Source organism: Agrobacterium sp. MCAB5, assembly GCF_052114365.1.
In the GTDB taxonomy this organism is placed as follows: domain Bacteria; phylum Pseudomonadota; class Alphaproteobacteria; order Rhizobiales; family Rhizobiaceae; genus Agrobacterium; species Agrobacterium tumefaciens.
This window is the reverse complement of sequence record NZ_JBFREP010000011.1, coordinates 84,260-97,733: the sequence shown is the minus strand read 5'-3', so window position 1 is coordinate 97,733 and position 13,474 is coordinate 84,260. Positions and strand designations below refer to the sequence as shown.

12 protein-coding genes are annotated in these 13,474 nt (G+C 60.3%); 6 read left to right on the top strand and 6 right to left on the bottom strand.

Going from position 1 to position 13,474, the window contains the following annotated elements:
• Positions 1-3 precede the first annotated feature (3 nt).
• From AB4Z23_RS21825 to recX, 5 genes are all read left to right on the top strand, one after another.
• Positions 4-1,467 (top strand): ATP-binding cassette domain-containing protein, encoded by a 1,464-nt coding sequence (locus tag AB4Z23_RS21825; RefSeq protein WP_421407712.1) that lies wholly within the window; start codon positions 4-6, stop codon positions 1,465-1,467.
• A complete protein-coding gene (locus AB4Z23_RS21820; protein WP_004431684.1) occupies positions 1,464-2,405 on the top strand; it encodes an ABC transporter permease in 942 nt (313 codons plus the stop codon). Before AB4Z23_RS21825 ends, AB4Z23_RS21820 begins: the two co-directional genes overlap by 4 nt.
• The gene (locus tag AB4Z23_RS21815) at positions 2,402-3,349 is read left to right on the top strand and encodes an ABC transporter permease (RefSeq protein ID WP_004431681.1); all 948 of its coding nucleotides are present in this window, start codon (positions 2,402-2,404) and stop codon (positions 3,347-3,349) included. The genes AB4Z23_RS21820 and AB4Z23_RS21815 overlap by 4 nt, the downstream gene beginning before the upstream one ends.
• Before the next feature lie 35 nt (positions 3,350-3,384).
• On the top strand, positions 3,385-4,305 hold the full coding sequence (locus AB4Z23_RS21810; RefSeq protein ID WP_004431678.1) for an SMP-30/gluconolactonase/LRE family protein: 921 nt from the start codon (positions 3,385-3,387) through the stop codon (positions 4,303-4,305).
• A gap of 73 nt (positions 4,306-4,378) precedes the next feature.
• Positions 4,379-4,969, top strand: coding sequence for a recombination regulator RecX (gene recX / locus AB4Z23_RS21805; RefSeq protein ID WP_004431673.1), 591 nt, complete (start codon positions 4,379-4,381; stop codon positions 4,967-4,969).
• Between the two features lie 3 nt (positions 4,970-4,972).
• On the opposite strand, the gene AB4Z23_RS21800 is transcribed toward recX, so the two are convergent.
• From AB4Z23_RS21800 to AB4Z23_RS21775, 6 genes are all read right to left on the bottom strand, one after another.
• Positions 4,973-5,383, bottom strand: coding sequence for a c-type cytochrome (locus AB4Z23_RS21800; protein ID WP_004431671.1), 411 nt, complete (start codon positions 5,381-5,383; stop codon positions 4,973-4,975).
• A 92-nt stretch (positions 5,384-5,475) separates the two neighbouring features.
• Positions 5,476-6,003 (bottom strand): DUF992 domain-containing protein, encoded by a 528-nt coding sequence (locus AB4Z23_RS21795; protein WP_004431668.1) that lies wholly within the window; start codon positions 6,001-6,003, stop codon positions 5,476-5,478.
• Positions 6,004-6,251: 248 nt separating this feature from the next.
• Positions 6,252-7,061 (bottom strand): ATP-binding cassette domain-containing protein, encoded by an 810-nt coding sequence (locus AB4Z23_RS21790; protein WP_004431665.1) that lies wholly within the window; start codon positions 7,059-7,061, stop codon positions 6,252-6,254.
• Positions 7,062-7,095: 34 nt separating this feature from the next.
• Positions 7,096-9,060: a Fe(3+)-hydroxamate ABC transporter permease FhuB gene (fhuB, locus tag AB4Z23_RS21785; RefSeq protein WP_004431664.1), complete on the bottom strand. Its 1,965-nt coding sequence runs from the start codon at positions 9,058-9,060 to the stop codon at positions 7,096-7,098.
• Positions 9,057-9,959: an iron-siderophore ABC transporter substrate-binding protein gene (locus AB4Z23_RS21780; protein WP_004431662.1), complete on the bottom strand. Its 903-nt coding sequence runs from the start codon at positions 9,957-9,959 to the stop codon at positions 9,057-9,059. The genes fhuB and AB4Z23_RS21780 overlap by 4 nt, the downstream gene beginning before the upstream one ends.
• A gap of 28 nt (positions 9,960-9,987) precedes the next feature.
• Positions 9,988-12,150 (bottom strand): TonB-dependent siderophore receptor, encoded by a 2,163-nt coding sequence (locus AB4Z23_RS21775; protein ID WP_004431660.1) that lies wholly within the window; start codon positions 12,148-12,150, stop codon positions 9,988-9,990.
• Between the two features lie 156 nt (positions 12,151-12,306).
• On the opposite strand from AB4Z23_RS21775, the gene AB4Z23_RS21770 reads away from it, so the two are divergent.
• The gene (locus tag AB4Z23_RS21770; RefSeq protein ID WP_004431656.1) at positions 12,307-13,221 is read left to right on the top strand and encodes a LysR family transcriptional regulator; all 915 of its coding nucleotides are present in this window, start codon (positions 12,307-12,309) and stop codon (positions 13,219-13,221) included.
• Positions 13,222-13,474: the final 253 nt, after the last annotated feature.

The window sequence follows — 13,474 nt, the reverse complement described above, 5'->3', positions numbered from 1 at the left end:
CTCATGAATGACATCATCGAGGCGGAAGAAGTCGTTGCCGCGCGCGGCGTGAAGGTCGTGTTCGGCGCGGTAAGGGCGCTTGATGGGGCCGATCTCGTCATAAGTTCGGGCGAATGCCTGGGGCTCGTCGGCCATAACGGTGCGGGAAAATCCACCATCGTCAACGTCATCAATGGCGGGCTGACGCCGCATGAGGGGTCCATTTCCTATCGCGGCGAACAAGGCCGTCAAGGAATCGCGGCAGCACGCGCCAGCGGCGTTCGCTGCGTGTTTCAGGAATTGTCGCTCTGCCCGAACCTGACGATCAGCGAAAACGTCCGCATCATGCATGCCGCGATGAACGGGCGGAACTGGCGCGGACGTGCGCTCGCCATGATCCGGCATACGCTGGACGAGATTTTTCCCGGCCACGGTATCGATTGCGAATTGACGATCGCGGAACTCTCCATCGCCGAGCGGCAGATGGTAGAAATCGCCATCAATTTTTGTCGAACCCCGGATGCGCCGAGACTGGTAATCCTCGATGAACCGACTTCCTCGCTTGATGCGGGTCTTGCGGAACAATTGATGGATTATGTTCGCAGTTTCGTGCGCACCGGCGGCTCCGTGCTGCTGATCTCGCATATTCTCGGCGAGATTCTGTCGACAGCAACCCGCATCGTGGTGATGAAGGACGGCCGAGTGGTCGCTGATCGGGCAGCGGGCGAGTTCACGACGCGCACGCTGGTGGAAGCCATGGGCAGCGTCGTCAAGGAACAGGACAGGCAAAAGGGCGAAAACCGCAAGGCGGGAGAGAAGGTGCTTTCGATGCCGGCGCGCCGGGGCGAAGGCCTCGCCTTCGAGGCTTTCCGCGGTGAAATCATCGGCCTTGCCGGTCTCGGCGGCCACGGGCAGACCGAAGCGCTACTCGATCTCTACCTTGCCCGCAACAGCAGCTGGCTGCCCGCGCGCAAGACCGACATCGCCTTCGTGGCGGGTGATCGCAGTCTGAACGGCACCTTCCCGCTGTGGAGCATCCTCAAAAACCTTTCCATCGCCTCGCTGCGGGATATTTCATCCGCCGGCATGGTGGACAGGGGCAAGGAAACCGAGCTTGGCGCGCAGTGGAAAAAGCGCATCGAAATCCGCACGCCCGACATGGGCAACAAAATCCTTTCGCTCTCCGGCGGCAACCAGCAGAAGGTGCTTTTCGCCCGCGCGCTCGCCACCACGGCTAGCACCGTGCTGATGGACGACCCGATGCGTGGCGTCGATATCGGCACCAAACAGGAGGTCTACGATATCTTGAGAACCGAAGCCTCCCACGGCCGCACCTTCATCTGGTACTCCACCGAGATGGATGAAATCCGCCTTTGCGACCGGGTCTATGTTTTCCGCGACGGCGCCATTCAGGCGGAACTGGTGGGAGAGGACATCACCGAACAGAATGTGCTGGCCGCTTCCTTTTCCGGAGAGGACCACGCATGAAACTCTCCGCCAGTGCCCTTCGTCTCATCATTCCCGCCGCCTCGCTCGCCTTCCTGCTCGCCGCCGTCTTTTACATGCAGCCGCGCGCCATGAGCTATAACGGACTCAACTTGCTGTTCAATCTGGCGGTGCCGATTGCACTTGCCACCATTGCGCAGATGCTGATCATGTCCGTCAACGATCTCGATCTGTCGATGGGTACCTTCGTCAGTTTCTGCGCCTGCGTCACCGCCACCTTCCTGCAAACGACGCCACTGCTCGGTATCGCGATCTTCGCCGGTGCGATTGCGGTTTATGCGATGCTGGGCGCCATCATCCACATCCGCGCCCTGCCCTCAATCGTCGTCACGCTTGGCATGAGCTTTGTCTGGGGCGGCCTTGCCGTCCTCATCCTCCCCTCACCCGGCGGCCAGGCGCCAGCCTTCATCCGGGCGCTGATGACGGCAAAACCGCCGCTCGTGCCAATTGCCATCGTTGCCAGCATCGTGATTGCGGTCGTCGCCCACTACATCGTCATGCGCTCCTCCTTCGGCGTGCTGATGCGCGGCGTCGGCGGTAACTTCCGCTCCGTCGAGCGCTCCGGCTGGTCGGTCATCGGCATACGTGCTGCCACCTTCGCGCTGGCCGGTTTCTTCGCGGTGTTGTCGGGCATAGCGCTCGTCGGGCTAACGACATCGGCAGATGCCAATATCGCGCTTCGCTACACGCTGCTGTCGATTGCCGGCGTTATTCTGGGCGGCGGCGAATTCGTCGGCGGTCGGGTCTCGCCCATCGGTGCTGTCATCGGCGCGCTGACGCTCACCCTTGCCGGCTCGTTCCTGTCCTTCATGCGCATTTCGCCGGACTGGCAGATAGGCGCACAAGGGGCGATCCTCATCATCGTGCTGGCGCTCCGCATCCTGCTCAACCGTCTCGAAAAGCGGGAGAAAAACCAATGAACGGGCTTTCGTCTCTCTCGAAAAAACCATGGATCTGGTCGTTCGCCGCAACGGCCGCGGTCTGGATCGTTACCGTCATGTTCACCGGCGGCGCCAGCTCCTTCGGCCTGTCGCACGCAGCCCTGACCTTCGCGGCCTTTTCCGTGATCGTCGGTATCGGCCAGATGTTCGTCATCACGCTCGGGCCGGGTAATATCGACCTCTGCGTTCCCGCCACGATGACGCTATCAGGCACGCTGGCGCTCAAATTCATGGATGTGTCCGATGGTCTCATCCTGCCGGGATTGCTGATCGCCATCCTGATCGGCATCGCCATCGGCATCGGCAACTATACGTTGATCAAGCTTCTGCGCATCCCACCGATCATCGCGACGCTTTCGATGAGCTTCATCGTGCAGTCTATCGCCATCTGGTCCAACCGCGGCCTGCGGATCAAGCCGCCGGAAACACTCGCCACCTTTGCCACGTCGAGCTCTCTCGGCATTCCGAATGTTGCCCTCGTCGCCCTTGTCCTCTCGGTCATCGCCTGGCTGCTGCTCGACCGCACCTTTTACGGACGCTGGATTTCCGCCATCGGCCAGAGCACTTTCGCCGCCCGCATGACCGGCATTCCGGTGGATGGAGCACGCTTCGTCACCTATGTGCTCTGCGCGGTACTGGCGGCGATCGCGGGTTATCTGCTCGCCAGCTTCTCCGGCGGCGCAGCACTCAACATGGGATCGGAATATCTGCTGATGTCCATCGCGGTGGTGGTGATCGGCGGCACGGCGGTTGCGGGCGGCGATTCCAACGTACCCGGTATCTGGGGCGCTTCGCTGTTCATGTTCCTGGTGGTCTCGATGCTGAACACCTATGGTTTCGGCGCGGGCATCCGCCTCATCCTCACCGGCCTCATCATCATTTCCGTCATTCTTCTGGCTAGCGGCCCCAAGGCCACACGCTGAACCCCGAACGAAAAGCCCTCAAGCGGACCACGCTCATGACCACAGACAACGCCTCCCCTTACGAAATCCACGATGAACGCTTCCGCCTTCTGATTGTCGGCAATGCGGAACTGGAAGAGCTTTATTCCGGCTGCCGCTGGGCGGAAGGCCCGGTGTGGTTTTCTGATCTGAGCTGCCTGCTGTTCAGCGACATTCCCAATGAGCGCATGTTGCGATGGGTGCCGAATGGCGGGATTTCGGTATTCCGCCACCCCTCCAACTTCACCAATGGCAATACGCGCGACCGGCAGGGACGGCTGGTTTCATGCGAACATGGCGGCCGTCGCGTCACCCGCACCGAAGTCGACGGCTCGATCACCGTTCTTGCCGACAGCTACGGCGGCAAGCGGCTGAACTCGCCTAATGACGTGGTGGTGAAATCCGATGGCAGTGTCTGGTTTACCGACCCCACTTACGGCATTCTTTCCGATTATGAGGGCTACAAGGCGGAACCCGAACAGAAGACGCGCAATGTTTACCGGCTCGATCCCGCAACCGGTGAAATCAAGATCGCCATCGATGACTTCGTGCAGCCAAACGGTCTGGCTTTCTCGCCTGATGAAACCAAGCTCTATGTCGCAGACAGTTCCTACAGCCATGATGTATCCCGCCCACGCCATATCCGCGTTTTCGATGTCGTGGACGGCGTGAAGCTCACAAACGGCCGGGAATTCTGCAATCTCGACAATGGCTTGCCTGATGGATTCCGTCTGGATACAGCGGGCAATCTCTGGACCAGTGCCGGCGATGGCGTGCACTGCTTTTCGCCTGACGGTACGCTGCTTGGCAAGATCAAGGTGCCGCAGACGGTCGCAAACCTCACCTTCGGCGGCCCGAAGAAAAACCGCCTGTTCATCACCGCAACGAAATCGCTCTATTCGGTCTACGTCGCCGCAACCGGCGCGCAGACGCCCTGATACGCTGGAAAAACCGGAGGGCATGTAGCAGACGGGAACTGGCAAGACGGCTTCACTGCGCTATAAAAGCGGGATGACCGATGATTCCAGCCCCTTCCTGACCGACGACATGGCACTGGATGGCGAAACGCAGGCTATCGAACCCACCAGCCGCATGCTGTCATGGGCGCGCAATTCCGCTCTCTACCGGCTGGAACAGCGCATGATGACGGAAAAGCAGCTGCGCGATGCGATCACCCGCAAGGCGCGGGAAAAATTCGAGGATATCAGCCCCGCTCAGATAAAGGCGCTTGGCGAATTCGCCGTGACCTTCGCCTATGGCATCAAGGCGCTCGACGATACGGCTTATGCAGAAATTGCCGTGCGAAGTGGCCAGCGCAGCGGCAAGTCGAAGCGCGGGCTTGCGCAAAAACTTCAGATCAAGGGCATTGATCGGGAAACGGCCGCAGTCGCACTGCAGGAAACCAACGATCTGGTGGCGGCCGTCATCTTTGCGCGCAAGCGCGCCTTCGGCCCCTTTCGCCGTGTCGAGCTTGATGAAAAACGCAAGTCGAAGGAATTTTCTGCCTTCGCCCGCAACGGCTTCGGCTTCGAAATCGGCGCGAAGGTGATGGCGATGACGGTGGAAGAGGCAGAAGAGATCGTCTCGGAAGCACCGCTTTAAAGGTTATTGCGGCATCGGATGCGTTTTCAGATAAGCGATCAGATCCGCGATATCCGTTTCGCTCCACAGCCCGAAAAAGCGCATCGAGGTTCCAGGGATCGCCTTTTTTGGGCTCGAGATAAAACTTTGCAGCTCCTCCTCCGTCCACACCCGACCCGCGGCACCGGCATCCTTCAGCGCCTGCGAATAATGGCCGTAACCAGCCACGGAGGCTATCGGCCTGCCCACCACGCCCATCAGATGCGGTCCCATGCGGGTGCGCGGCGCATCGATACTGTGGCAGGTGGAACAGCGGCTGAAAACTTTTTCCCCGTGCACCGCATCGCCTTCGGCCAATGCCGGCGCAGCAATACAGAGGAAAAAAGCCATTGAAGCCGGAAGCGTTCTGAATGCCGAGATCATCATGCCCCGCATAATACAACGCCCTCCCCGTCTGACAACGAAGAGGGCGTTTTTTGACATGCGACAGAATGCCCGGCGTTATAAGCCGGGCAGTACGTCGATGATCAGTTCATCGCAGTGAGCGTCACGGATGTACCGGTTGCGGCGAGGTTGAGGCCAACCTGACCCGTCACGCTGACCGTCTGAAGCTGGATGGAGCCCGAGGTGCCGCCAACGAGGATGTTGGTGCCAACGCCGAGGCCAACGGTTACTTCAGCCGTGGCGCCCTGATAAAGGCCACCGAGCGAACCACGGTGGTAACCCGCTGTCGGGGCGAAAACGGCCCAGACCAGACGGCCCTGCGTGGTGAAGCCAAGGTCAACGCCCATCTTGCGGATGGCGCCGGTATAATGGTCGGTGCGACGCGCGCCCATGGTGGACTGGAAGGTGCAATCCAGTTCCTTGGCCGAGCCGATTACGTAACCGACGCCACCGCCGATATCGCAGGTGAGGTAACCGATCTTGACGCCATTGCGTTCGTCCTGCTCCTGCGGAGCCGGCTCATATCTTGCAAGGTCGGCAGCGAGTGCGGACACGGTTCCACCGAGACCCATCGTCAATGCGGCAAAAGTTACGGCAACAGCCTTTTTCATCTGATTTTCTCCTGTTTTATTCCTACCCGCAGCAGCCCTTCTTGCCCTCTCCGGATATTGAATTCCGCACTGTTAACGTTTGTTCCCCGAAATCGATCCAAAACAACTGAATTGGGTGCAAGGAAAGCAAAACGGTTAACAATGTCTACTGGCGGTAGGATGCCATTAAGACATTGTTAGGGCGGGAAACGCCTGCGGAATTCCTGTTAAAGGCGAGTACGTCAGGGCGTTGTTTTGCTGCAACGATGTCAAAGCGGCAGTGCTACGGGAAAGCCGGTCGCAGCATGGGTCATGACATCCATACGGACGCCATAGATACGCTCCAGCGTTTCCGGCGTCATGATTTCGTTCGGCGTTCCCCTTGCGATAAGCCTACCGGAATGCAGTGCGACGATCTCATCGCAGAACCGCGCCGCCATGTTGACATCGTGCAGCACCACGATGACGCCGAGACCCTTTTCCCGCGACAGTCTTTGCACCAGCGAGAGAACCTCGAGCTGGTGTGCCATGTCGAGCGCCGATATGGGTTCGTCGAGAAGCAGGCTTTCGGCGTTCTGGGCAACCAGCATGGCCAGCCACACGCGCTGGCGCTCCCCGCCGGAAAGCGTGTCCACCAGCCGGTCCCTGAAGGCCACGGTGTCGGTCAGCTCTATAGCCTCGTCCACCCTCTCCTGATCCGCCTTGGTGAATTGGCCGAGCGCGCCGTGCCAGGGGTAACGGCCAAGCGCCACCAGTTCCTTGGCCAGCATGCCGGACGCAGCCGGCGTATATTGCGGAAGATAGGCGAGCTTTCGCGCAAATTCGCGGTTGCCCCAGCTCCCCAGCGGCTGCCCCTCGAACGACACCTTGCCCGCCGTCGGCTCGTGCATGCGCGCGAGAATCTTAAGCAGCGTCGATTTTCCCGAACCGTTATGGCCGATAAGACCGATGGTCTTGCCGGTGGCAAAGCTTGCCGTCAGCGGATGCAGCAATGTCCTGCCCGGAACCTCCATGGTTACCGCTTCCAGAAAGAAAAGCGGGATATCGTCGTAATCTACGGCAGGTGCGGCCTGACCCATTGTTCTCATCTCCGTAAATCGTTCAGAAAAATCATCATCGCCTGCCTGAAAGCCAGATCAGATAGGGCGCACCGGCCAGAGCCGCAAAAAGCCCAAGCGGCAACTCGTAAGGAAAGGTCACGGTTCTTGCCCCGAGATCGGAAAGCGCCATCAGCACCGCACCGAACAGGAACGATGCAAACAGGTGGTCGCGCGGTGTGGTGAAACCGGCCCGAAGCGCAATGTGCGGTGCCATCAACCCGACGAAGCTCAGCGGACCGACCAGCAGTGAGGCCGCACCGGTGGCAATGCCGGCCACGGCGATGACTGCAATACGCGCCGTAGCGAGCGGCAGACCTAGTGAGAGCGGCACATCCCGGCCAAGCGGCAGGATCACCAGCCAGCGCGTCACCGACAGGGCAGCGGCCAGGAGCACGACGGAAAGCACCGCAAGAAAGATCGCCGAACCTGATGTCGCCGTCGAACCCGAGCCGCTGAGCCAGGAGAGAATTTGCCAGGCCCGCTGATCACCAATGGCAAGCAGTGCCGAAAGTACCGCCGAGCAGAGCGAACTGATGGCAATGCCGGCGAGCAGTATTTTTTCAGGCGCCAGATGCCGGCGCACCGAAAAGAACAGAACGAGCATCATGACGGCTGCCGAGCCGAGGCCGGCGCCGCAAAACAGTTCGAACAGCCCGGCGGCCGGAAAGAGCGTGATGGCGGCGGCAAAACCAAGACCCGCGCCACCGCTGACGCCGATCACCTCCGGGCTTGCCATGGGATTTCCGGTCAGCCGCTGCAGAAGCGCGCCCGCCATCGCCAATAAACCACCGGCAGCACAAGCCGCCATCAACCGCGGCCAACGAAAGGGCAGAAGGCTTTGCAGGTCGCCAGCTTTCAGCACCGTCCAGCCCTCCGGCCCCTTGCCGATGGCGAGGGCTGCAAAAACCAGCCCGGCCATGATGACAAGCACCGGCAGCAGGGAGGCAAGCCTGCGTCTGATCGCGAGATCGCCGCCCTCATTGCGATGGATATTCGTAGGCGGGATTTTCGGCAGCAGCCAAAGCAGCAAAGGCCCGCCGATGAGAGCCGTGACCGCACCCGTCGGAAACACTTCCGCTGTCGTACTCGCCAGAAGCTGCACGAGACCGTCGCAGAACCAGAGCAGCAGACCGCCCAGAAGCGGCGAAACGAACAGCACGGAAGATGCACGTCGCACACCCAGCGCACGGGTAAGCGCAGGTGCTGCAAGTCCGATAAAACTGACGAGACCGACGGCGGCGGCGACGAATGCCGACAGCATCACGGCGACGGCAGCCACCGCCAGCCTGATCGAAAAGAGCGATACGCCGAGCGATCGCGCACTGGAATCGCTGAGACCCAGAACCGTCAATGGCCTTATCAGTAGCCCGGTGAGAACCAGACCAGCGAGAAGTTGGGCGGCAAGCAGAAACGCATTCGACCAGTCCTGCTGGCTGAGGGAACCGCCATTCCAGACCACAAGCGACATTAGATATTCGCCTCGTGCAAGCGTCAGCGCGGCGGCAACGGAAGCGGCGGTGATGCCGACCAGCAGTCCCGACACCACCATGGTGACGGGCTCGAAGGACCGCCGCCAGCCGAGAAGAAACACCACGGAGGCCGCAGCGGTACCGCCGGCGAGCGCCACCCATGCGCGGTTGCCATCCAGCACCGAGGGGAAGAACAGGGTCGCGATGACGATTGCCAGCTGGGCGCCGGCAGAGATGCCAAGGGTGGAGGGGTCGGCAATCGGATTGCGCAGCAATTGCTGGAAAAGCGCACCCGACAATCCCAGCATCGCCCCCGCCAGAATGGCAACCGCCACACGCGGCATCAGGCTGAAGGCGAAAATGACCTGATCCATCGACATGGACGCGGCATCGAACGGCAGGCCGGGCCAAGCGCCGAGGGGTAACCGCAGCAATCCGGCATGCAGGGAAAGCCCGCAGGCCAGAAGAAAGACGAGGCCGAAGAAAAGCTGGAGAGGCCGTGCCGTCACAATGCCTCTCCGTGGGTTGCCAGAGCCTCGGTCAAAAGCCGCGCAAAACGCATGGCTGCGGTGATACCGCCATAGGGGCTGACATTACCGAGGGTGACCACCCGGTTTTCCCGCACGGCCGGAAGCGCACGCCAGATGGCACTGTTGCGCAGAGTTTCCCGCGCCTCCACCGGAATATCGGAGACGATGACGATGCGCGCATCGGATGAGGCGGCGAGGTTTTCAAGCGGCACCGGGGCCGCGAAGGTGAATTGCGACCGATCCACCCAGGCATTGGTCAGCCCCAGACGGCCAAGAACATCCCCGAACATGCTATCCGCACCAAAGGCACGAAAATGCCGGGCGTCGCCTATGTTGATGACATAGGTCGGCCGTGCGGAAAACCCGGCAAGACGGGCCCGCATGGCGTGCAGTGCCGCTTCCGTTTCACCCAGAACCTTGCGCGCCTCTTCGGCCCGCCCGAGCTTTTCACCAAGCGCGGTGACCGCCGCCAGCGCCTTTTCGAAAGGCGGCTCACCCTTCACGTAAAAGGGCAGTGAAAAGACGGGGGCGATCGCTTCCAGCCTGCCGGTATAACGTGTGTAGAAAGGCGAAATCAGAATGAGCTCCGACCGGGTGAGCTGCAGAAGCTCGAAATTCGGAGCGCCGCGCAGGCCGAGATCGGCGACGGTTTCAGGGATATCAGGCTCGACCGCGCCGGACCGGAACTGGATGAGTTCGGTCGCCGCCACCGGCATGACGCCGAGCGCCACAGATGTTTCCAGCATGGCCCAGTCGATGGCGGCGATGCGCGGCGTCACTGCTGCCCGCGCCTTGCCCGCAAGAGCCGAGGCGGCGAGCAGGCTTAAAAATTCCCGCCGCCCCCAGAGGGGGGAAATCCATCGATCCTTACGCGTCATGCCCCTGCTGCTTCACTTTAATATGGCGTTACCAACGGTAGGTCAGCTTGCCCATAACGGTTCTGCCGTCACCGTAATAGCATCCGAAAGTGGAGCAACTAGAAATATATTCTTTATCAGTCAAGTTTTGCACCAGAAGCGAGGCGCGGTAGCCGTTCTTCTCGTAATGCACGCCGAGATCGAGCAGGGCGAGGCCCTTCATTTCGAAGGCATTGGCCGCATCGCCATAACGTTTTCCGACATAACGGACACCGCCGCCGATGCCGAAACCTTCAAGCGCCGTATCTTCCGGGAAGGTGTAGTCGAGCCAGAGGCTGGCGGCGTGCCGGGGCGTACTATCCAGCTCCTTGCCGTTGTTCACACGGCCGGAGACCTCGCTGTCCATGTAGGTATAGGCCGCCCGCAGGTCGAGCCCGTCTGCAAGGCTTGCGACGCCTTCCAGTTCGAGGCCTCTCACATGCGCCTCGTCCATCTGCTGCGTCACCCCGCCCACCGTCGTCGTGACGTTCTTCTGTTTCAGATCGTAGATCGCCGCGGAAAAGAAACCGTCAAAGCCCTCGGGCTGATATTTGATGCCCGCTTCCCATTGTTCGCCCGTGGTCGGTTTCGGCGCATCACCGACAGCCGGCTGCGGCACGGGCTCGAAGGAGGTCGCGTAGCTGACATACGGCGCGATGCCGCCATCGAAGAGATAGCTGACCCCGACACGGCCCGTCAGCTTATGGTCGTCCTTGTCGAGAGTGCGGTAGGTCGTTCCGTTGAACGTCGTGCCGCCGGTGCTTGCCCAATCCTGCCGCAGACCGGCGGTGACCCGCCAGTTCTCAAAGGCCATCTCGTCCTGCGCATAAAGACCGATCTGGGAAATATCCGTCTTCACATCGGCATAAAGCGTGCGCGAGGTGAGACTAATTGGCCCGCCATAAACAGGATTGACGGGATTGAGCGGCGTTGCGGCCCAGAATTCGGTTTTGACGTTATTGTCGAAATAGCGGTAATCCAGCCCGACAAGCAGGGTGTGGTCGACTGGTCCCGTGGAGAACTCCGCCTGCAGGCTGTTGTCGATGTTGAAGGTGTTCAGCAATTCATCCTGGAACGTCGCATTGCGGCGGATGAGATTGCCGATCATGCCGCCGCTGGTCGAAGACATGCCGAGCGCGCGGTAGGACCAGTCGAAATTGGAATAACGCGCATTCTGCCGGAAGGTGAAGGTCTCGTCGAAACGGTGCTCGAACTCATAGCCGATATTAGTGAACTTGCGGCTTGAGGTATCGAAAGAGGGATCGCCGACATAAAAGCTGCGGTCCAGCATATTGCCTGGTCTCAGATAGGTCAGCGCCGGCGGCAGGCCAGACGGCGAACTCGGATTGTCGTGCTGATAGGAGGCGAGAACCGTCAGTTTCGTATCCTCGTCGGGCTGCCATGTCAGCGCCGGGGCGATGAAATAACGATCGTTCTGCAGATTGTCCGTCTGAAGATGGGCGTTGCGGGCAAGGCCGGTCAGGCGATAGGCAAAACTGTCGCTATCCGCGACCGGCCCACCAATATCGAACATCGATTGGTAATAATCGAAGCTGCCGATCTGCGCTCCGACTTCGCCGAAACGCTCGAAAGTCGGCCGCTTGCTGATGAGATTGATGAGGCCACCGGGATTACCCTGACCGTAAAGCACCGAGGCCGGCCCGCGAATGACTTCCACCCGCTCCAGACCGTAGACCTCATAAGACGGCGCACCGGCCGTGCGCATCAGCCGCAGACTGTTGAGGAACTGCAGCTGGTTACCCTGAAAGCCGCGAATGCGCGGCGCATCGAAACGTGGATCCGCCCCAAACGGCTGCGCGACGACGCCAGGCACATAATTCAGCACCTCGCTGAGATTACGGACATTCTGCGCATCCATTTGATCCCTGGTGATGACGGAAACCGATTGCGGCGTCTCGATCAGGGATCGCCCCGTCTTGGTGGCGCTGGCGCTGGTTTTTGCCACATAGCCCTTCACCGGCGCCTTGGAGTCCTGATTTTTCGCGCCGTCCACGGTGATGGTCTGCAGCACCGTCGTTCCGGCTTCCTGCGCAAGGGCAACGCCGGAGGTCACGAACGCCACATAGGCGATGGCAGCGCAACCGCCCGCCAGAATGGAAATGTGTTTAGATTTTCCCTGCACGCCAAGACCCTTCATCAACCGCGCCGCCATGAGACGGTTATTTTTCTGGAGAATTTAAGTCATCTTATTACGCAAGGAGCGGATTGTGATCCAATAAGTGAAACTGGATTTTTTCAGAACTACTGATTATGAAAATTCTTACGGATAATAGCTTGGAATTATTCAAATCCGTCAGGAAAGGCAGTGATGATGGGCAGGAAACCGGCAAACCGGGCGGACGCGTTCGAGCTGCGGCACCTGCGCTATTTCACCACGCTGGTGGATGAGCGCAATTTCGAGCGCGCCGCCGCCCGCCTCGGCATTGCCCAGCCGGGTTTGAGCCAGCAGATCATGGCGCTCGAGCAGATCGTCGGCATGCCGTTGCTTGACCGGACACGGCGATCGGTGAAGCTCACCACGCCTGGCCAGCTTCTTTATGAGGATGCCCGCAAAATTCTCGCCAATGCCGAGGCGACACTTGCGGCGCTTAAACGCGTCGATCGCGGCGAGACGGGCCGCATCTCCATCGGTTATGTCGCTTCGGCCGCCTATTCCGGCCTGATGATCCAGTCCATCGCCAGTTTCCGCGCCTCTCATCCCGATGTGGAACTGCAACTGATCGAGATGGAGATGCGGCTGCAACTCGCCAAGATCGCCGACGGAAATCTGGATTTTGCCTTCATCCGCCCGCCTGCGCCCGTTCCGGAAGGTGTCACAACCCATGTGGTTCTGCGCGAACCGCTGGTGGCCGCACTTCCTGAAAACCATCCCCTGGCCTTTGCGCTGCAGGTCGACCTCAAGAACCTTGCCGACGAGACCTTCATCACACCGCGGCAGCCGCCGGATGTCGGCTTTCATTACAATACGATAGAAGCCTGCAACGAGGCCGGGTTCCAGCCAACGATAAGCCCGGAAGGCCGGGATTACACCACCATTACCAGCATGGTGGCGATCGGCCTCGGTGTGGCGCTGGTGCCGCGCTCGCTCGATTGTCTGCGGTTGCCCGGCGTGCGCTACGTGCCGCTTGCAGCAAGCGCCACGACTTCCGACCTCGCCATCGCCCACCGGAAAACGGAAGCCTCTCCCGCCGTCAGGGCCTTCATTCTCCATACCCGCAATTGACGCGACCGCACCCGCCCATGCGCTGAATATCCACGACCCGGCTGCCGATCCCGTGGACGAAAAACCCGTCATCGTCCGTTTCCGCGGCATCGGTGGCAACAGGCCAAGCGACGCAACCACATGAGATTACGGAAAGAATGGCGCTCTTTTCGGCAAACCGGAAGCAAGGCCTAAATCCCGTCCGGATATTTTCTGTTCCCGCTTTTCCCCGCAGCCGCGGCGCACCGTATAATCGCGGCAGATTTCGATTTAC